The following is an 18,849-nucleotide window of genomic DNA, read 5'->3' as shown; positions in this document are numbered from 1 at the left end:
CTCGGTCGCCCCCGCTGCGTACTATTTCGCGCATTCGTTCGCGCCCCCCGTGATGGAGCACCTCACCCCGTGAGCATCCCGCCTCCGCAGCCTCCCTCCGCCGGCCCCGGCCACTCCTGGCCCCCGCCGCCGCCGCTGTGGGGGCCGCCGCCCGCCCACGGACACCCGCCCGCGCTCAACGGCTTCGCGCTGGCTTCCCTGCTGGTCGGGCTGCTGTGCTTCCCGCCGCTCGGGATCGTCTTCGGGATCGTGGCGCTGGTGCAGATCGCGCGCAAGGGGGAGCGGGGCCGGGTGCTGGCGATCGTGGGCCTGGTGGTCTCGCTGCTGACGACCGCCGCCCTCGTGACCGGCGTGTCCCGGTACGCGGAACACTTCCTGGGCCGGATCGGCGAGGGGCGGGAGCTCGAACACGTCGAGGGCCGGCTGACGGGGATGGACGAGCTGCGCCAGGGCGACTGCTTCAACGTCCCTGGCGGCGACCTCCTGGACGAGGCCCGCTTCACCTACCGGGTGGGCTGCGACCAGGTGCACGACGCCGAGGTGACCTCCACGACGGTGCTCGGCCCCGGCGGCTTCCCCGGCAAGGGGAGGCTGAAGGGGACCGCCACGGACACCTGCTGGAAGGCGCAGGACGCGTACGCGATGGACACGTGGGCGCTGCCCGCGTACGCGGAGATGTTCTACTTCAGCCCCACCGCGGAGAGCTGGCAGGGCGGCGACCGGCGGCTCCTGTGCGTCATCGGCACGTCGACGGAGGAGCACCGGGGCAGTCTGCGCAAGGACGCGGGCATGCTGACGCCGGACCAGGTGACCCTGCTGGGCGCGCTGAACACGGCGGACCAGGCGCTGGGGCGCGCCCCCGACGAGGACCTGGACGAGGCGCTGCCCGAGTACCGGGCGTGGGCGCGGGGGGTCGACGAGGCGCTGGCGGCGGAGGAGCGGATGCTCCAGGGCGTCACCTCCCGCGAGGGCACGGGCCCGGCGGCGGCTGCTCAGCTGAAGCAGGTCGCGGCCGCGCGCGGGCAGTGGCAGCGGGCGGCCCGGGCGACGCGGCCGGCCGATTTCCAGCGGGCGTGGGACGCGGCGCTGTCGGCGCTGTCGGTGGACACGGAGAAGGCGCTGCGGGGGGCGTACGGGCTCTCGACGCGGGTGCCGGAGTGGCTGCGGCCGGAGCCGGGAGGACCGGGGGCCGGTTCGGGGCGCGGGCCTTCGGCGGAATCCGTCTGAGGTCTTGTGGGTAACGCTCGGTAAGGGGTTTGAGTGACCTGCGTTCATCACATCGGGTGAAACTTTGGCCCGTGCTTGCGTTGCTCAACCGTCGGTTGCCAGGGTGTGGCTGTCTGTCAACCTGATGGGAGTGGCTCGTGACTTTCGGTGAGCAGCCGGCCTATCTCCGCGTCGCCGGGGATCTGCGACGGAAGATCGTCGATGGGTCCCTGCCCCCGCACGCCCGGCTCCCTTCCCAGGCCCGGATCCGCGAGGAGTACGGGGTCTCGGACACCGTGGCGCTGGAGGCGCGCAAGGTCCTGATGGCGGAGGGGCTGGTCGAGGGCCGCTCCGGGTCCGGTACGTACGTCCGGGAGCAGCCCGTGCCGCGCCGGGTCGCCCGCTCCGGCTACCGGTCGGCCGGGGCGTCGACGCCGTTCCGTCAGGAGCAGGCCGAGGCGGGCGCGCGCGGCACCTGGGACTCCAGCAGTGAGCAGACGCCCGCGCCGGTCCAGATCGCGGAGCGGCTGGGCATCGAGCCGGGGGACCGGGTGATGCGCACCCGCTACGTCTTCCGCGACGCGGGGGAGGCCATGATGCTCTCCACCTCCTGGGAGCCCCTCGCGGTGACCGGCCGGACCCCGGTGATGCTGCCGGAGGAAGGACCCCTGGGGGGCTCGGGGGTGGTGGACCGGATGGCCGCCATCGACGTGGTCGTGGACAACGTGGTCGAGGACGTCGGGGCGAGGCCCGGACTGGCCGAGGAGATCACGCTGCTGGGCGGGGTCCCGGGACACGTGGTGCTGGTGGTGAGCCGTACGTACTTCGCCTCGGGCCGCGCGGTGGAGACCGCGGACGTGGTCGTCCCGGCGGACCGCTACCGGCTCTCGTACCACCTGCCCGTCCGGTAACGGGGCACGGGCCGCTTTTTCGGTCGCATCGCAAGGGTCCGGGGCGTGCCCCGGACCCTTGTTCGATATGTCCACCGTCGGCACGGCGGGCGACTTCCTCGTCGTCACGCGCGGGTCAGCGCCGTGCGCCGGGTCCGGACCGGCGCGCACGGCGCGCTCGTACGCCTGGCCGGATGCGTACGCCCCCAGGTATCTCTTCGTGAAAAACCGTATCCGGTCAGTAAAGGTCGGGCGTAAGCTCGGGCATATGCGCAATGCGGTTTCCTGGGCAGGTACGGCGGCGGAGGGTGGAGCGCGATGACCGACAGCGGTGCCCTGCTTCCATGGCTGGTCATACGTCAGGACGACAACGGCAACCGCTACCGGGTGGGCCGCTATCCCACCCGGGCCGAGGCCCAGAAGGTCGTCGACAGCCTCGACGGCCGGGGACACGAGCAGCTCTACTGGGTCGAGCGGATCGGACAGGAAAGCCAGACCGCCACCACCGGCTGAACCGGCCGGAGGCGCTGGCATAGGCTCCGTCCATGACTGTACGAGTGGTCGTGGGCGGAGCCCTTTGTCATGACGGACGCCTGCTGGCCGCCCGCCGCAGCGCGCCGCCCGAGCTGGCCGGCCGGTGGGAGCTCCCGGGCGGCAAGGCGGAGCCGGGTGAAACGGTGCCCGAGGCGCTGGTGCGCGAACTGCGCGAGGAACTCGGCGTGGAGGCCGAGGTCCTGGAGCGGATCCCGGGGGAGTGGCCGGTGAGGCCCGGCCTGGTCCTGCACGTGTGGACCGCCCGGCTGGTCTCGGGGGAGCCCGCCCCGCTGGAGGACCACGACGAGCTGCGCTGGCTCGCCCCGCACGAGCTGGACTCGGTGGACTGGCTCGACCAGGACCGGCCCTTCGTCGCGGAGGCCGGCCGCCGGCTGCGCGCCGGAGCGGGCGGCGCGGTGGGCACCGAGTCGCACGGCGGGGCGCACCGGGGCGCGTGAAGTTCGCGCTCTAGGCCGTCTGCGCCACAGTGCGCCGGTGCGTGGGGGACCGGGTGGTACGGCGCCCCAAATATCGGGTATGTCGCTATTAGTCCCTATCTCGTCCCCCATTCGTCCCCGACGAACCTGACTGGGGTCGCTGGTGGCCCGGGAAGTGATCGGCGTGATGGACACAGACGGTGAATGCGCCGAGTGGGCCTTTCCCGCCGAGCCCGATGTCGTCCGCACCGCGCGCCACGCCGTGCGCGGCACCCTCCGCTCCTGGGGCCTGGACTCCGTCGGCGATGTGACCGTCCTGCTGGTCAGCGAGCTGGTCACCAACTCCCTGCGCTACGCCTCCGGCCCCATCGGGGTGCGCCTGGTACGGCGCAATCCGGCCGCGCCCGGCCTCGCCGGCGGCCCGGCCCTGCTCGTGGAGGTCTCGGATCCGCTTCCGGATCCACCCCGCGAGCGCCTCGCGCAGCCGGACGACGAAGGCGGGCGCGGCCTGCACCTCGTCGCCGTCTCCGCGCGCCGCTGGGGAACCCGGCACGGGAAAACGGGGAAGACCGTGTGGTTCGAGTTGGCTCTTCCTGGTGAGTAACAAGGAGAAGGGCGGCAGTGGGTCTCCCGGGCGGCGTCTGGGAAGACCACCGGACGTGGCCGGAAAACAACGGGACCCTTTTGTGATCGTGAACGCCGTGCCGTACGGGGCCGTGGTGCTGAATACTTCGGTCATGGCCGGTCCGGTTGCGGTGAGCTGGAGGGGACGGTCGCGTGAGCGAGATACCTGCGCAGACACATCAGGCCCGCGTGCCCGGGGAGCCGTTGCGCGACTCCCTGTGGCACAGCAGTCCGCCTGGCTCCATATACGACCACATCAAGGTGGCGTCCTTCTCGATCGGCCCTGACGGGCTCATCGACCAGTGGAGCCTGCGCGCCGAAGAGCTGTTCGGGCTGCGCGCGGCCCAGGCGGTCGGGCGCGACCCGGTCGAGGCCTTCATGCCGCCCGAGCTGCGCGAGGGCGGCCACCGCAAGGTCGCCGAGATCCTCGACGGCAAGGAATGGACCGGGCTGATCCCCTTCCGGATCCCCGGCGGGGACGGCGCCCACGGCGTGGCCGAGATCTATGTGATGCCGACCCAGACCGAGAGCGCCGAGCGCGCCGCGCTCTGCGTCGTCGTGGACGTACGCGCGCTCCGGCGCATCGAATCCGACCTCGCCGCCTCACAGGCCATATTCGGCCAATCCCCCTTCGGGTTCCTGCTCTTCGGCACCGACCTCACCGTGCAGCGCGCCAACCGCCGCTTCGCGACCGTCTTCGGCGGAGCGGTCGAGGAGCACCGCGGCCGGACCGTGCACGACTACCTGCCGCCCCACGAGGCCGACCGGATGGCCGAAGCCCTGCGCCGGGTCCTGGAGACCGGCGAGTCCGTCACCGACCTGCGGATCACCGGATCCACCCCCCGCAGCCGCGACGACCGCCACTGGTCCATCAACCTCTACCGGGTGCACGACGGCACCGGCCGCCCCATCGGCATCGCCGGCCTGGGCACCGACGTCACCCGCCGCCACCTCGCCGCCCGCGAGGCCGCCGGGGTCCGCCGCAACCTCGCCCTCCTCAACGAGGCCGGGCACCGCATCGGCAACTCCCTCGACCTGGAGACCACCGCCCGGGAACTCCTCGACGTCACCGTCCCCGGCTTCTGCGACCTGGCCGCCGTCGACCTCTACCAGGGGCTCCTGCTCGGCGACGACGACCGGCCCGCCCGCCCCCAGGGCCCCGGCGTCCCCTCGCTGCCCGGGCAGGGGGCCGGCCGAGCCCCCTCCGCACCGCTGCGGCGGGTGGCCTTCGCCTCCGCCGTGTCCGACGCCCCGCTGTCGGGGCCCGGCGCACTGGTCTCCGTAGGGGAGACGCACCGCTATCCGGCCGCCTCCCCCGGAGCGCTCGCCCTGCGCACGGCACGGCCCCGGCTCGTCTCCGGCACGGACCCGGACGCCCTCGTCCAGTCCACGCTGATCGTCCCGATGGTCGCCCACGACACCGTGGTCGGCCTCGCCCAGTTCTCCCGGACCAAGGGCAGCGAGCCCTTCGGCGAACGCGACCGGGCCGTCGCCGTGGAACTGGCCGCACGGGCCGCCGTGTGCATCGACAACGCCCGCCTCTACCGGCGCGAGCACGAACGGGCGCTGATCCTCCAGCGCAGCCTGCTGCCGCCGGGCGACCCGGAGGCGGCCGGCCTCGACATCGCCTGCCGCTACCTCCCGGGCAACGCCGCCACCGAGGTCGGCGGCGACTGGTTCGACGTCATCGAACTGCCCGGACACCGCACCGCCCTGGTCGTCGGCGACGTCATGGGCCGGGGACTGCGCGCCGCCGTCGCCATGGGCGAGCTGCGGACCGCCGTACGCACCCTCGCGCTGCTGGACCTGGAACCCGCCGAGGTGCTCACCGCCCTCGACGAGGTCGCCCGCGGCCTCGGCGCCCCCGGCGGCGCCCAGCAGGCCTCGCGCGCCGCCCTCCACTCCCGCGACGCCGACCGCTCGGAGGTGTACCTCGCCACCTGCGTGTACGCCGTCTACGACCCGGTCACCCGGCGCTGCACCATCGCCAACGCCGGCCACATGCCGCCCGTCCTCGTCGAACCCGCCGAGGACGGCGCCGCCCCGCCCCCCGGGCTGCTGCTGGAGATCCCGACCGGGATGCCGCTCGGGGTGGGCGGCGAACCCTTCGAGGAGGTCGAGGTCGAACTCCCCGAAGGCGCGCTGCTCGCCCTCTACACCGACGGGCTGGTCGAGTCGCGCGACCACCCCCTCGAAGAGGGCCTGCGCGGCCTGCGCGGGGCGGTCGCCGATCCGTCCCGCCCCCTGGAGGAGGTCTGCGACCACGTCCTGAACACCCTCCACACCCGGCACGGCGAGGACGACATCGCCCTGCTGATGGCGCGGGTCCAGGGACTGCCCGGCGACGCCGTCGGGGACTGGCAGCTGCCCCGCGAGGCCCGCTCGGTGGGCAAGGCCCGGGAACTGGCCCGGGCGAAGCTTCCCGCGTGGGGCCTCGAAGGCCTGCTCGACACCACGGAACTGCTGGTCAGCGAACTCGTCACCAACGCCCTGCGGTACGGGGAGGGGGACATCCGGCTGCGGCTGCTGCTGGACCGGACCCTGGTGTGCGAGGTCTGGGACGGCAACCTCGCCCAGCCGAGGCGCCGCCGCGCCCGGGACACCGACGAGGGCGGCCGCGGCCTCCAGCTCGTCGGCCTGCTCTCGGCCGGCTGGGGCACCCGCCGCACCCACCGGGGCAAGACCGTGTGGTTCGAGCTGCCCCTCCCCATGCCGGGCGGAGCACCGGGAGAGGCGGTCACCGAGCTGTCGGCGGAGCAGCTGCTGAGCATGTACGGATGAGCGGGCCGGGCGGGGCTTCGACGAGGGGGCTCAAGCCGCCCGGGACTTGAGGGCGGCCAGGCGGGCCTCGACCTCCGCGGCCTTGCCGAGGTCCTCCAGAGACTCGAACTGCGCGTCCAGGGAGGAGGCCGCCAGCTCCGACTTGCCCATGGCCATCGCCTCCTCCCGCCGGACCTTCTCCTCGAAACGGCTCAGGTCGCTCGTCGGGTCCAGCACGTCGATGTTCTTGACCGCGTCCAGCATCGTGTTCTGCGCCCGCGCCGTCCTCGCCCGCGCCACCAGCTCGTCCCGCTTGGCCTGGAGCTCCGTCAGCTTGTCCTTCATCGAGGCCAGGCCTTCCCGCAGCCTGTCCACCACCTCCGTCTGGGCGGCGATCACCGGCTCCGCCGTCGCCGCCTCCTTCTCCGACCGCAGCTGCCGGCCCAGGGCCACCTTCGCCAGGTTGTCGAACCGGTCCGCGTCCGCCGCCGCGCCCGACGCGCGCAGCTCGTCCGCCTTGCGGCTGGCCGCGAGGGCCTTGCCGCCCCACTCGGCGGCCGCGTCCACGTCCTCCTTGTGGTCGGCCTCCAGCATCCGCAGGTTGCCGATGGTCGTCGCCACCGCCTGCTCGGCCTCCGAAATGTTGTTCGAGTAGTCGCGGATCAGCTGGTCGAGCATCTTCTGCGGGTCCTCCGCCTGGTCCAGCAGCGCGTTGATGTTGGCCTTCGCGAGCTGGGTGACACGGCCGAGGACGGTCTGCTTGCCCATGGGGTCCCTTTCTGGTGGGGGTCTGGTGCCTCGTCGTTCAGAAACGGCCGCCGCCGCCCATGCGGCCGCGGGTACCGCCGCCCCCGTAGGAGCCGGGCCCCCCGCCGAAGCCCCCGCCGCCGAAGTCCCCGCCTCCGAAGCCGCCTCCGCCTGCGCCGAAGCCGCCCCGGCCGCCTCCGCCCCGGAGGATCTCGCCCAGGATGATCCCGCCGAGCACGGCACCGCTCCGGCCGCGCTGTCCCGCGTACGGGTTCTGGTACGCCCCCACGTCCTGCTCCGCCAGCTGCTGCGCCTGCCGGGCGAGGGAATCCGCCCGCTGCGCCTCCGCCAGCGCGCCCGCGGGGTCCCGGCCGGCCAGCGACACCGACCGGTCCAGGTGCCGCTGCGCCTCCGCCAGCCGGGTCCGGGCCTGGCTGCCGACCGCACCCCGGCTGGTGGTCACGTAGTCCGTCGCCGCGCCGATCGCACTGCGGGCCGACAGCTGGGCCTGGTCCAGCAGCGCCGCCGCGCGCCGCCGCCCCGACTCCTGCTCCCGCGCCCCCGCCAGGGCCTCGTCGAGGGCCGCGTCCGCCTCCTCGACCCGGCGCAGGGCGTCGATCGGGTCGTACCGGCCCGCCGCCTGATCCCGGCGCACGTCGGCCAGTACGGACTCCGCACGGCCGATCCGGCCGCGCAGGTCGCCCGTCGGGGAGCCCGCCGCGGCACCGGTGAGCAGGCCGCGCGCGTCGGCGAGGTCCGTCTCCGTCTCGGTGAGGGCGCCCGGCAGCTTCCCGGCCGCCTCCGCCAGCTCCCGCGCCCGCCGCTCGACCGCGTCCACCAGCGTCGCCGCCTGGTCCACCGCGCCCTCGGCGGCCCGGACGTGCACGGCTGCCCGGCCGTTGTCCCCGGAGCCGAGGGCCGCCCGCGCCTCGCCGAGACTGGTCGCCGCGAAGACGAGCCGGTCCTCGGCCTGGCCGGGGTTGGCGGCCACCGGCGCGGACGCGGAGTCCGCGTACCGTCCCTTCAGCGCGGTCAGGGTCGCCCCGGCGGTGGTGGTACGGCCGCTCAGCGCCCGGAAGTGCGCCTCCACCGTGGCGAGGGCCTGCGGGGCGTTCTTCTCCAGGTCACGCAGCCGGTCGAAGCCGGCCGACTCGGCGTCGAGCCTGCGGTTCGCCTCCGTGCAGCGGGCCAGGATCTCCTCCAGCATCCGGCGCCGGGTGGCCTCGTCCTCCGGGTAGGCGTCGTCCAGCTGCTGGCGCAGCCGGAAGGCGTGCGTCAGCTCGTCCCTCGCGTACCGCACCGCCTCGGTGAAGGGGCCGACCGCGTCGTCGCCGAACTGCGCCGTGGCGAAACCCAGTTCCTCGGTGCTGGTGCGGACGGCGTCGTCCGTCTCCACCAGCAGGGCCCTCGCCCGGGCGTCGAGCTCGGGCAGCGGGGCCGGCGCGGCCCGGGCACCGTCCCAGCCGGCATGGCCGGTGGTGGTGCCCCGGCCCGGCCCGCCGCGCTTCCCGCGGCGCCGGTACGCGTACGCCGCGAGCGCCCCGGCCGCGCCGACGGCGACCACCGGCAGTACGAAGTCCCCGGCCCCGCTGCCCCCGTCCGCCCCGCCGCCGGGGTCGGCCGCGCCGGGGGTGATGGCGGGCACGGGGACGGGCCGCCCGCCGAGCACGGCGTCGTAGCCGTTCGCCGCGCCGATCGCGGCGCCCGCCCAGTCGTTGCCGCGCAGCGCGGGCTCGATGGCGGTACGGGCGACGGCGTCGAGCTGCTCCTGGGTGAAACCGGAGTCCACGTCGGCCGAATGGGCGTACTGGCGGGTGCCGGTCGCCACCGCGAGCAGGACGTCGTCCCGGCCCAGGCCGTTCTTCTGGGCGGTGGCGTCGGCCCAGCTCTGGGGGGACCGGTCGGAGAAGTCGTGCACATAGGTGACGAAGAGCTGGATCCGGCGGTCGGCGTAGAGCCGGTCGAGGGCTGCCGTCACCGCGGGGGCGCGGTCCCCGAGGGCGCCGACGCGGTCGGTGACCTGGCCCTGCCGCGACAGCGTGACGGGATCCTCGGCGCGGGCCGGCCCCGCGCCGGCCACCCCCAGCCCGCCGAGCGCGAGTGCGAGCAGGGCGGCGGCGAGGAGCAGCCCGGGGGTGGGGGTGCGGGGGAGCGTCCCGCGTCTCGGGGGGTGCACATTTCGGAGGCTATGGGTCCGGCGGCGGACCCGCACCCGGAGCCGCCGCCCTGGCCGGGCCGCCGCCCCGGCGCGCGGCCGGCCCTCAGAGGGGGTCCGGGCGGCGCCGGATCTTGTTCCCCAGCCACACCAGGGGGTCGTACTTGCGGTCCACGGCCCGCTCCTTCAGCGGGATCAGGGCGTTGTCGGTGATCTTGATGCCCTCGGGGCAGACCTCCGTGCAGCACTTGGTGATGTTGCAGTAGCCCAGCCCGTGTTCCTCCTGGGCGGTGCGCTTGCGGTCCAGACCGGCTTCCTCGGCCGCGTCCAGCGGGTGCATGTCCAGCTCCGCGACCCGCATCAGGAAGCGCGGGCCGGCGAAGGCGGCCTTGTTCTCCTCGTGGTCGCGCACCACGTGGCAGGTGTCCTGGCACAGGAAGCACTCGATGCACTTGCGGAACTCCTGCGAGCGCTCCACGTCCACCTGCCGCATCCGGTACTCGCCCGCCGCGACCCCCGGCGGGGGCACGAAGGCCGGCACCTCCCGGGCCTTGGCGTAGTTGAAGGACACGTCCGTGACCAGGTCGCGGATCACCGGGAAGGCCCGCAGCGGGGTGATCGTGACCGTCTCCTCCCGCTCGAAGACGGACATCCGCGTCATGCACATCAGCCGCGGCCGGCCGTTGATCTCCGCGCTGCACGAGCCGCACTTGCCCGCCTTGCAGTTCCAGCGGACCGCGAGGTCGGACGCCTGCGTCGCCTGGAGCCGGTGCACGATGTCCAGGACCACCTCGCCGTCGTGCACCTCGACGGTGAAGTCCCGCAGTTCCCCGCCTTCCGCGTCGCCCCGCCAGACCCGGAAGCGTGCGTCGTATGTGGTCACCCGTAGAGCTCCTCTTCGGCGAGGTACTTGGCCAGCTCTTCCTTCTCGAAGAGCGCGAGCAGGTCGGGGCGGATCGGCTCGGTACGGACCCGCTCCAGCGCGATCCGCGCCGCGGCGGGATCGGCGGGGGCCGGATCGACCGGGCGGCACAGCAGGTTCACCGCACGCCACTGCCGTTCCATCGCCGGGCAGTCCTCGCGGGTGTGCCCGCCCCGGCTCTCGGTGCGCTCCAGGGCGGCGCGGGCCACGCACTCGCTGACCAGCAGCATGTTGCGCAGGTCCAGCGCCAGGTGCCAGCCCGGGTTGAACTGCCGGTGCCCCTCGACCCCGGCGCGGGCCGCCCGTACGCGCAGGGCCGAGAGCCGTTCCAGGGCCTCGGCCATCTCGCCCGCCCGGCGGATGATGCCGACCAGGTCGTTCATCGCCGTCTGGAGCTCCTGGTGCAGGGTGTACGGGTTCTCCGCGCCCTCGTCCGCGTGGAAGGGGGCCAGCGCCTCGGCGGCCGCCGCGTCGACCTGCTCCTGGGACACCTCGGGCCGCCGGCCCGGGGCGGCCGCGTAGCCGGCCGCGTGCAGCCCGGCCCGCCGGCCGAAGACCAGCAGGTCGGAGAGGGAGTTGCCGCCGAGCCGGTTCGAGCCGTGCATGCCGCCCGCCACCTCACCGGCGGCGAACAGCCCGGGTACGCCGACCGTGGCGGCGGTGTCGGAGTCGACCGCGATGCCGCCCATCACGTAGTGGCAGGTCGGGCCGACCTCCATGGGCTCGGCGGTGATGTCCACGTCCGCCAGCTCCTTGAACTGGTGGTACATGGACGGCAGCCGGCGTTTGATCTTCTCGGCCGGCATCCGGGTGGACACGTCGAGGAACACCCCGCCGTGCGGGGAGCCGCGGCCGGCCTTGACCTCGGAGTTGATGGCGCGGGCCACCTCGTCGCGGGGCAGCAGCTCGGGCGGGCGGCGGTTGTGGTCCGGGTCCTCGTACCAGCGGTCGCCCTCCTCCTCCGACTCGGCGTACTTGTCCTTGAAGACGTCGGGGACGTAGTCGAACATGAACCGCCGGCCTTCGGAGTTGCGCAGTACCCCGCCGTCGCCGCGCACGGACTCCGTGACGAGGATCCCCTTCACCGAGGGCGGCCAGACCATGCCCGTGGGGTGGAACTGCACGAACTCCATGTTCAGCAGCGGGGCGCCGGCGAGCAGGGCCAGCGCGTGTCCGTCGCCGGTGTACTCCCAGGAGTTGGAGGTGGTCTTGAAGGACTTGCCGATCCCGCCGGTGGCCAGCACCACGGCCGGGGCCTCCAGGACGAAGAAGCGGCCGGACTCGCGCTCGTAGCAGAAGGTCCCCGAGACCTTCTCGCCGTCCTTGAGGACCCTGGTGACCGTGCACTCCTGGAAGACCTTCAGGCGGGCCTCGTAGTCGCCGGTCTCCTTGAAGTCCTCCTGCTGGAGGGCGACGATCCGCTGCTGGAGGGTGCGGATCAGTTCCAGGCCGGTGCGGTCGCCGACGTGCGCGAGGCGCGGGTACTCGTGCCCGCCGAAGTTGCGCTGGGAGATCCGTCCGTCGGGTGTGCGGTCGAAGAGCGCGCCCCAGGTCTCCAGCTCCCACACCCGCTCCGGGGCCTCCTTGGCGTGCAGCTCGGCCATCCGCCACTGGTTGAGGAACTTCCCGCCGCGCATGGTGTCGCGGAAGTGGACCTGCCAGTTGTCGCCCTCGTTGACGTTGCCCATGGAGGCGGCGATCCCGCCCTCCGCCATCACCGTGTGGGCCTTGCCGAAGAGGGACTTGCAGATCACGGCCGTCCGGGCCCCGCGCTCGCGGGCCTCGATCGCGGCCCGCAGCCCGGCACCGCCCGCGCCGACCACGACCACGTCCCACTGCTGCCGTTCCACTTGAGCCATCTCAGAAGATCCTCGGGTCGGTGATGGTGCCGCTGGCCAGCAGGTACACGTAGAAGTCGCACAGGGCCACACTGATCAGGGAGGCCCAGGCGAGCTGCATGTGGCGGGCGTTGAGCCGGCTGACCCAGCCCCACAGCCGGTAGCGGACCGGGTGCTTCGAGAAGTGCTTGAGGCGGCCGCCCATGATGTGCCGGCAGGAGTGGCAGGAGAGGGTGTAGGCCCAGATCAGCACGATGTTGGCGAGGAAGACCAGGGTGCCCAGCCCCATGTGGCCCCACGCGTAGTGCGCGTCGCGGAAGGTCAGCACGGTGTCGTACGTGAGGATGCCCGCCACCGGCACCGCCGCGTAGAAGAAGTACCGGTGCAGGTTCTGCAGGACCAGCGGGAAGCGGGTCTCGCCGGTGTACGAGGCGTGCGGCTCGGCGACGGCGCAGGCGGGCGGCGAGGCCCAGAAGCCCCGGTAGTAGGCCTTGCGGTAGTAGTAGCAGGTCAGCCGGAAGCCGAGCGGGAAGACCAGGATCAGCAGGGCGGGCGACAGGCCCCACCAGCTGCCGAACAGGTCAAGGTTCGGGCCGTCCCGCATCGGCAGGCAGTTCTCCGCCAGACAGGGGGAGTAGAAGGGGGAGACGTACGGGGCCGCGTAGTAGTGGTCGTTGGCGAAGGCCCGCCAGGTCGAGTACGCGATGAAGGCGAGCAGCCCGGCCGCGGTGCCGGCGGGCGACAGCCACCACCGGTCGGTGCGCAGGTGCCGGGCCGCGATCGCGGCCCGGGAGGGGCCGTGGACCCCGCCGGGCCGCTGCTGGGGTGGTTCCGTGCCTGTGGCCAAGAGGAACTCCGGGTGGAGTGGACGAGCGGGTGGCCCAGGAGGCCCGGCCGCCGGAGCGGCCGGGCCAGATGGGGATGCCGTGCGCGGACGGGTGGACGGCCGGACGGCCGGACGGCCGGACGGCCGGACGGGCCGGTGGACGGGTCGGTCAGGGGGCGCGGCGGTCGCGGGCGCCGAGGCCCTCGTCGTCGGTGTCCGTCCACAGCGCGTTGTCGTACGGGGTGTCCGGGATGGTCACCATCCCGGATTTCTCCGGCGGCCCGGAGCCGGCGGCCGGAGCCTGTCGGGCGACGTCCTTCTCCAGCTGCTCCACCGAGCGGACCAGCTGGTCGAGGTTGCGCCGTACGGCGGTCAGATCGTCTTGCAGGGACATGACTTGCCCTCACTTCCGCAGGGTGCGGTGGCAACGCTCACGGGCGCCTGCGAGTGTCGCGCCTCCCGTCCCCGGTTGTGAAGGGACGTGCAGCGATTCCGGGCGCGCAGGCGCAAACCGTGCGCCCCTCCCTGCCCCCATTTTCATCCCTCGAAGGAGGGAACGCGCGCCTGGGCGCGGAGCCCGGCGGCCGCCCCGGGGCGGGGCGCGCGGCCCCGGCCGCAAGCCGGATTGGTCCGCACGGGTGGGGTTCGCGGCGTGGCGAGGGGCCGCTGCGGAGCACGCGGGCGGTGGTCGATTTCAGTGGGTTTCCACACCGGTGTGATCAGCTCCAAATACCGCCGAACGTGATCAAGACCCTTCTTCACGGCCCTCGCGCCCCGCCCCGGAGGTACCACCCATGACCCAGAGAAGGCGCAGGTCCTTGGCGCTCCTCACCTCGGGAGTCCTCGCACTGCCGCTCCTCGCGGGGTGCGGGGCGGGTGAGGACGAGGGCGGCCCGGCCGCCGCGGGGCCGGACATCGCGGCGACCGTCCGCGAGCAGGTCGCCGACGGCGGCGTGCTGCGCTGGGCCGTGGACTCCCTGCCGCAGACCCTGAACACCTTCCAGGCCGACGCGGACGCCGCCACCAACCGGATCGCCGGGGCGGTCCTGCCCCACCTGTTCACCCTGGACGCCAAGGGCCGGCCGGTGGCCGATCCCGACTACCTGGAGAAGGCCGAGGTCATCGAGCGCGAGCCCAAGCAGGTCGTCCTGTACAAGCTGAACCAGCAGGCGGTCTGGAGCGACGGGCGCGAGATCGGGGCCGCCGACTTCGTCGCCCAGTGGCGGGCCCTGAACGGCAAGGACTCGGCGTACTGGACCGCCCGCAACGCCGGCTACGACCGGATCGAGAAGATCGAGCGCGGCAAGAACGACCTGGAGGTCAGGGTCACCTTCGCCAGGCCGTACGGCGACTGGCGCTCCCTGTTCAGCCCGCTCTACCCCAAGCAGGTCATGGGCACCCCCGAGGCCTTCAACGAGGGCGCCCGCAGCGCCCTGAAGGTCACCGCCGGGCCCTTCGGACTCGGGGCCATCGACAAGAAGACCGGCACCGCCGCCCTCACCCGCAACGCCCGCTGGTGGGGCCGCCCCGCCAAGCTGGACACGCTCGTACTGACGGCCGTGCCCCGGGCGGGCCGCCCGGCCGCGCTGGCCGCCGGGAAGATCGACCTCGGCGAGATCGACCGCGCGGGCGCCGACCGCATCGCCCTCGCGCACCGGGACGCCGGACGCGTCGACGGTACGCACGGCCCGGGCGCCACCCTCACCCCCGCGCAGGCCACCCTCTCCTGGGCCCTGGCCCACGGCGCCGACGAGGACCGGGCCAAGGAGGAGCAGGAAGCCCGCCAGGAGAAGGCCGCGGCCGTCAAGAAGTACGCCGAGGAGCAGGCGGCCCTGCGCCGCTTCACGGTCCGCAAGTCCCTGGAGCCCGCCTACACGCAGCTGGCCATGAACGGGGCCTCCGGCCCGCTGTCGGACGAGCGGGTCCGCCGCGCGGTCGCCCGTGCGCTGGACCGCAGGCAGCTCGCCGAGACCGTCCTCAAGCCCCTGGGGCTGCCCGCGAAGCCGGTCGGCAGCCACCTGGCGCTGGCCGGGCAGCAGGCGTACGCCGACAACAGCCACGCCCTCGGCGGCCAGGACACCCAGGCGGCCCAGGCCCTGCTCGCGGACGCGGGCTGGCGCCGGGGTGGCAAGCTGAACGAGCCGGCCGGGGCGAAGGCCGGGGCCGAGAGCGCCGGGGGCGCGCAGGACGACTCCAAGACCCCGGCGGGGGCCAAGCCCGCTCCGGGCGACGGCACCGGGAACGACGGCCTCTACATCGTGGGCGACGACGACGGACGCAACGGCGACCTGCGATCCGCCACCGCCGACCTCGGCATGCGCCGGGCCCGCCTGGGCCTGCCCGGTGCCCCCGCCGCGGGGCTGCGCGTCCTCCCGGAGGGCTCCGCGCGCGGCTTCGGGGCGGACCGGGCCGACGGGCTCGCCACCTTCGGCCGCACCGACCTGCCCTCGCCGGCCCTGGCCCCGGCCTCCCTCGCCGCGCAGCAGGAGCAGGTGCTCCTCGCCCAGGCGGAGGCCCTCGCGGCGGCGAAGGCGGTCCCGGCGGCGGCTGACGACGGCAAGGCCCCCGCGGAGGGCGACGACGCCAAGGCCGCCCCAGCCGAGGGCGAGGACGGCAAGGATCCCGCCGCCAGCCCGGCCCCCGTCCCCGCCAAGCAGCCCGCCCGCACCTCCGGCGCGATGCTGGCCAAGGACGGCAAGGCGCTCAGCCTGCGCTTCGTCCTCCCGTCCGGCCCCGGCTCGGAGGCCCTGCGCTCGGTCGGCGAGCGGATCTCCCAGATGCTCCAGAAGGTCGGCATCAGCACCGAGATCAAGAAGGTCGCCGACGAGAGCTTCTTCAAGGACCACATCGCCTCGGGCCAGTACGACCTGGCCCTGTACTCCTGGCCCGCGACGGCCTTCCCGGCCACCGACGCCCGGCCCATCTTCGCCAAGCCGGAGCCGGCCGCCGACGGCTCGCTCCTCGTTGAGCAGAACTACACCCGGGTCGGCACCGACCACATCGACCAGCTCTTCGACCAGGCGGCCGGTGAGCTGGACGAGGCGCAGGCCCGCGAGCTGATGCGCAAGGCGGACGCCCGGATCTGGGCGGCGGCCGGCTCCATCCCGCTCTACCAGCGTCCCGAGCTGGTCGCCGTCAAGCCGAGCCTGGCCAACGCGGGCGCCTTCGGTCTCGCGACGCCCCGCTACCAGGACATCGGCTGGAAGAAGCCGCCCCAGGCCAAGGACGCCAAGAAGGAGAAGAAGTAGCCGGGGCGCGAGGCGCCCAGGGGAAGAAGTGGTGAAAAAACGGGGCCTGTCAGGTTGACCCAGGGGTCACAAGCTCAGAAGTGACTCAATTTCCTTGCCCGCCGGATTCCCGGCGGGCAAGGTCGTGCCCACACCCATTGACCCGCATGAACACAGGCCCCACCGACAGCCGGGACCCCCCACCCGAAGCCCGGCCGTCCTCAGTCGTCCGGCCCCTTGACAGACCCCCCGGCAGGCGGTTCCCGCCATTCGACGTACCATGGGGTAAGGCCGTGGCAGGTTTTCCGCCCGGTCGAGGCGCGCGTGCCGGACCGTACGCGTCGCCATCCACGATCCCGGGAGAAGCGCCGAAGTGCCCACGCGCCACGACATCCGTAACGTCGCCATCGTCGCCCACGTCGACCATGGAAAGACGACCATCGTCGATGCCATGCTCAAGCAGGCCGGTGCCTTCGCCGCCCACCAGCAGCTCGACGACCGCATGATGGACTCGAACGACCTGGAGCGTGAGAAGGGCATCACGATCCTCGCCAAGAACACGGCGGTGAAGTACCACCCCAAGGACGGCGGGGCCCCGATCACGATCAACATCATCGACACCCCCGGCCACGCCGACTTCGGTGGTGAGGTCGAGCGCGGTCTGTCGATGGTGGACGCCGTCGTCCTGCTGGTGGACGCCTCCGAGGGGCCGCTGCCCCAGACCCGCTTCGTGCTCCGCAAGGCCCTCCAGGCCCGGATGCCCGTCATCCTCTGCATCAACAAGACGGACCGCCCGGACTCCCGGATCGACGAGGTCGTCAACGAGACGTACGACCTCTTCCTGGACCTGGACGCCGACGAGGACCAGATCGAGTTCCCGATCGTCTACGCCTGCGGCCGTGACGGCGTCGCCTCGCTGACCAAGCCGGAGGACGGCACCGTCCCCGCGGACAGCGACAACCTGGAGCCGTTCTTCTCCACCATCCTGGAGCACGTCCCGGCCCCGGTGTACGACGAGGAGGCCCCCCTTCAGGCCCACGTCACCAACCTGGACGCCGACAACTTCCTCGGCCGCATCGCACTGCTGCGCGTCGAGCAGGGCGAGCTGCGCAAGGGCCAGACCGTGGCCTGGATCAAGCGCGACGGGACGATCTCCAACGTCCGCATCACCGAGCTGATGATGACCGAGGCGCTCACCCGCAAGCCCGCCGAGGTCGCCGGCCCCGGTGACATCTGCGCCGTCGCCGGTATCCCCGACATCATGATCGGCGAGACCCTCGCCGACCCGGAGAACCCGATCGCGCTTCCGCTGATCTCGGTCGACGAGCCGGCGATCTCCATGACCATCGGCACGAACACCTCCCCGATGGTCGGCCGCGGCGGCACGGGCAAGGGCGCGGACGCGAAGTCCGCGGTCAAGGACCGCAAGGTCACCGCCCGCCAGGTCAAGGACCGCCTCGACCGCGAGCTGATCGGCAACGTCTCCCTGCGCGTCCTGGACACCGAGCGTCCGGACGCCTGGGAGGTCCAGGGCCGTGGTGAGCTCGCGCTCGCCATCCTGGTCGAGCAGATGCGCCGCGAGGGCTTCGAGCTGACCATCGGCAAGCCGCAGGTCGTCACGCAGGAGATCGACGGCAAGGTGCACGAGCCGGTCGAGCGCATGACGATCGACGTGCCCGAGGAGCACATGGGCGCGGTCACGCAGCTCATGGGCGTCCGCAAGGGCCGCATGGACAACATGTCGAACCACGGCTCCGGCTGGGTCCGCATGGAGTTCGTCGTCCCGTCCCGCGGCCTCATCGGCTTCCGTACGGAGTTCCTGACCAACACCCGCGGTACGGGTATCGCCCACTCGATCCACGAGGGCCACGAGCCGTGGTTCGGCCCGCTGGTCACCCGTAACAACGGTTCGCTGGTCGCCGACCGCGCCGGTGCGGTCACGCCGTTCGCGATGATCAACCTGCAGGAGCGCGGCGTCCTGTTCACCGAGCCCGGCACCGAGGTGTACGAGGGCATGATCGTCGGCGAGAACTCGCGCTCCGACGACATGGACGTGAACATCACCAAGGAGAAGAAGCTCACCAACATGCGTGCGGCTTCGGCGGACAACACGGAGAACGTGATCCCGCCGCGCAAGCTCTCCCTGGAGCAGTCCCTGGAGTTCTGCCGCGACGACGAGTGCGTCGAGGTGACCCCGGAGGCCGTGCGCATCCGCAAGGTCGTCCTGGACCAGAAGGAGCGCTCGCGCACCGCGTCGCGCGCCAAGTCCGCCAAGTAGTACGCGAGTCGGACTCTGGCCGAAAGCAGTACGGCTGACAGCGGCCCCTCCCCCCACCGGACCGGTGCGGGGAGGGGCCGTTCGCGTTTGTCAAACGGATTATTGCGTTCTGATGTCCGCATACCGACCGTGACGCTCCGGATGATGAGCTAACCGTCCGTTTCGCACGTGTCTGTCTCCTATCCGTTTGTCCGGATTTCGGGTTTTGGTCATGCGGTGATGTTGTGAAAACGAGACCACGTAAGTGTGGTTTACGGCCTGGCAGTCCCTGAGGATGGCTCCATTGAGCTCGGGTCAATGGGTCACACGCTGTGGGGAGCGTCGACTCACGAGCACACACGATGGGACCGGATTTCGCTGTCAGGGGTGTCAGCGGGAACCGGGTCCTTCACGAATCGACAGTGA

Annotated in this window: 14 protein-coding genes; 8 read left to right on the top strand and 6 right to left on the bottom strand. The window is 72.7% G+C overall.

Features of this window, described 5'->3' with window-relative positions:
• Positions 1–69: 69 nt before the first annotated feature.
• The 6 genes from ACFY7H_RS06775 to ACFY7H_RS06750 all read left to right on the top strand — a co-directional run bounded on the left by ACFY7H_RS06775 (position 70) and on the right by ACFY7H_RS06750 (position 6,472).
• Positions 70–1,227 (top strand): DUF4190 domain-containing protein, encoded by a 1,158-nt coding sequence (locus ACFY7H_RS06775; RefSeq protein ID WP_388934122.1) that lies wholly within the window; start codon positions 70–72, stop codon positions 1,225–1,227.
• 137 nt (positions 1,228–1,364) lie between these two features.
• Entirely contained in the window at positions 1,365–2,117 is a 753-nt protein-coding gene (locus tag ACFY7H_RS06770; RefSeq protein ID WP_388934120.1) for a GntR family transcriptional regulator, read from the top strand.
• A gap of 297 nt (positions 2,118–2,414) precedes the next feature.
• Entirely contained in the window at positions 2,415–2,609 is a 195-nt protein-coding gene (locus tag ACFY7H_RS06765) for an SPOR domain-containing protein (RefSeq protein WP_388934118.1), read from the top strand.
• A 32-nt stretch (positions 2,610–2,641) separates the two neighbouring features.
• Positions 2,642–3,088: a (deoxy)nucleoside triphosphate pyrophosphohydrolase gene (locus tag ACFY7H_RS06760; RefSeq protein WP_388934115.1), complete on the top strand. Its 447-nt coding sequence runs from the start codon at positions 2,642–2,644 to the stop codon at positions 3,086–3,088.
• 154 nt (positions 3,089–3,242) lie between these two features.
• Positions 3,243–3,671 (top strand): ATP-binding protein, encoded by a 429-nt coding sequence (locus tag ACFY7H_RS06755; RefSeq protein WP_388934986.1) that lies wholly within the window; start codon positions 3,243–3,245, stop codon positions 3,669–3,671.
• Between the two features lie 182 nt (positions 3,672–3,853).
• Positions 3,854–6,472, top strand: a complete 2,619-nt coding sequence (locus ACFY7H_RS06750) for a SpoIIE family protein phosphatase (RefSeq protein ID WP_388934982.1) — start codon at positions 3,854–3,856, stop codon at positions 6,470–6,472.
• 30 nt (positions 6,473–6,502) lie between these two features.
• On the opposite strand, the gene ACFY7H_RS06745 is transcribed toward ACFY7H_RS06750, so the two are convergent.
• The 6 genes from ACFY7H_RS06745 to ACFY7H_RS06720 all read right to left on the bottom strand — a co-directional run bounded on the left by ACFY7H_RS06745 (position 6,503) and on the right by ACFY7H_RS06720 (position 13,333).
• Entirely contained in the window at positions 6,503–7,219 is a 717-nt protein-coding gene (locus tag ACFY7H_RS06745) for a PspA/IM30 family protein (RefSeq protein ID WP_388934112.1), read from the bottom strand.
• A 37-nt stretch (positions 7,220–7,256) separates the two neighbouring features.
• Positions 7,257–9,374 carry a TPM domain-containing protein gene (locus ACFY7H_RS06740; protein ID WP_388934110.1) on the bottom strand — a complete coding sequence of 706 codons (2,118 nt, stop codon included), beginning with the start codon at positions 9,372–9,374 and terminating at the stop codon, positions 7,257–7,259.
• 85 nt (positions 9,375–9,459) lie between these two features.
• Positions 9,460–10,236, bottom strand: a complete 777-nt coding sequence (locus tag ACFY7H_RS06735) for a succinate dehydrogenase/fumarate reductase iron-sulfur subunit (RefSeq protein ID WP_388934108.1) — start codon at positions 10,234–10,236, stop codon at positions 9,460–9,462.
• Positions 10,233–12,134, bottom strand: coding sequence for a fumarate reductase/succinate dehydrogenase flavoprotein subunit (locus ACFY7H_RS06730; protein ID WP_388934106.1), 1,902 nt, complete (start codon positions 12,132–12,134; stop codon positions 10,233–10,235). The genes ACFY7H_RS06735 and ACFY7H_RS06730 overlap by 4 nt, the downstream gene beginning before the upstream one ends.
• Position 12,135: 1 nt before the next feature.
• A complete protein-coding gene (locus ACFY7H_RS06725) occupies positions 12,136–12,960 on the bottom strand; it encodes a hypothetical protein (RefSeq protein WP_388934104.1) in 825 nt (274 codons plus the stop codon).
• 148 nt (positions 12,961–13,108) lie between these two features.
• A complete protein-coding gene (locus ACFY7H_RS06720) occupies positions 13,109–13,333 on the bottom strand; it encodes a hypothetical protein (protein WP_388934101.1) in 225 nt (74 codons plus the stop codon).
• Between the two features lie 400 nt (positions 13,334–13,733).
• On the opposite strand from ACFY7H_RS06720, the gene ACFY7H_RS06715 reads away from it, so the two are divergent.
• Together ACFY7H_RS06715 and typA are read left to right on the top strand one after the other, a co-directional pair.
• The gene (locus tag ACFY7H_RS06715; protein WP_388934098.1) at positions 13,734–16,187 is read left to right on the top strand and encodes an ABC transporter family substrate-binding protein; all 2,454 of its coding nucleotides are present in this window, start codon (positions 13,734–13,736) and stop codon (positions 16,185–16,187) included.
• A gap of 352 nt (positions 16,188–16,539) precedes the next feature.
• Positions 16,540–18,444, top strand: a complete 1,905-nt coding sequence (gene typA / locus ACFY7H_RS06710) for a translational GTPase TypA (protein WP_388934096.1) — start codon at positions 16,540–16,542, stop codon at positions 18,442–18,444.
• Positions 18,445–18,849 lie beyond the last annotated feature (405 nt).

The organism is Streptomyces sp. NPDC012794, assembly GCF_042901085.1.
Lineage (GTDB): Bacteria > Actinomycetota > Actinomycetes > Streptomycetales > Streptomycetaceae > Streptomyces.
This window is presented reverse-complemented; position numbering and strand designations above follow the sequence as displayed.

What these genes read in the sequence shown, in the direction of transcription:
- ACFY7H_RS06730 (WP_388934106.1), bottom strand. Translation starts at nt 12,134, where the DNA reads ATGGCTCAAGTGGAACGGCAGCAGTGGGACGTGGTCGTGGTCGGCGCG.
- ACFY7H_RS06765 (WP_388934118.1), top strand. Translation starts at nt 2,415, where the DNA reads ATGACCGACAGCGGTGCCCTGCTTCCATGGCTGGTCATACGTCAGGAC.
- ACFY7H_RS06745 (WP_388934112.1), bottom strand. Translation starts at nt 7,219, where the DNA reads ATGGGCAAGCAGACCGTCCTCGGCCGTGTCACCCAGCTCGCGAAGGCC.
- ACFY7H_RS06720 (WP_388934101.1), bottom strand. Translation starts at nt 13,333, where the DNA reads ATGTCCCTGCAAGACGATCTGACCGCCGTACGGCGCAACCTCGACCAG.
- ACFY7H_RS06760 (WP_388934115.1), top strand. Translation starts at nt 2,642, where the DNA reads ATGACTGTACGAGTGGTCGTGGGCGGAGCCCTTTGTCATGACGGACGC.
- ACFY7H_RS06715 (WP_388934098.1), top strand. Translation starts at nt 13,734, where the DNA reads ATGACCCAGAGAAGGCGCAGGTCCTTGGCGCTCCTCACCTCGGGAGTC.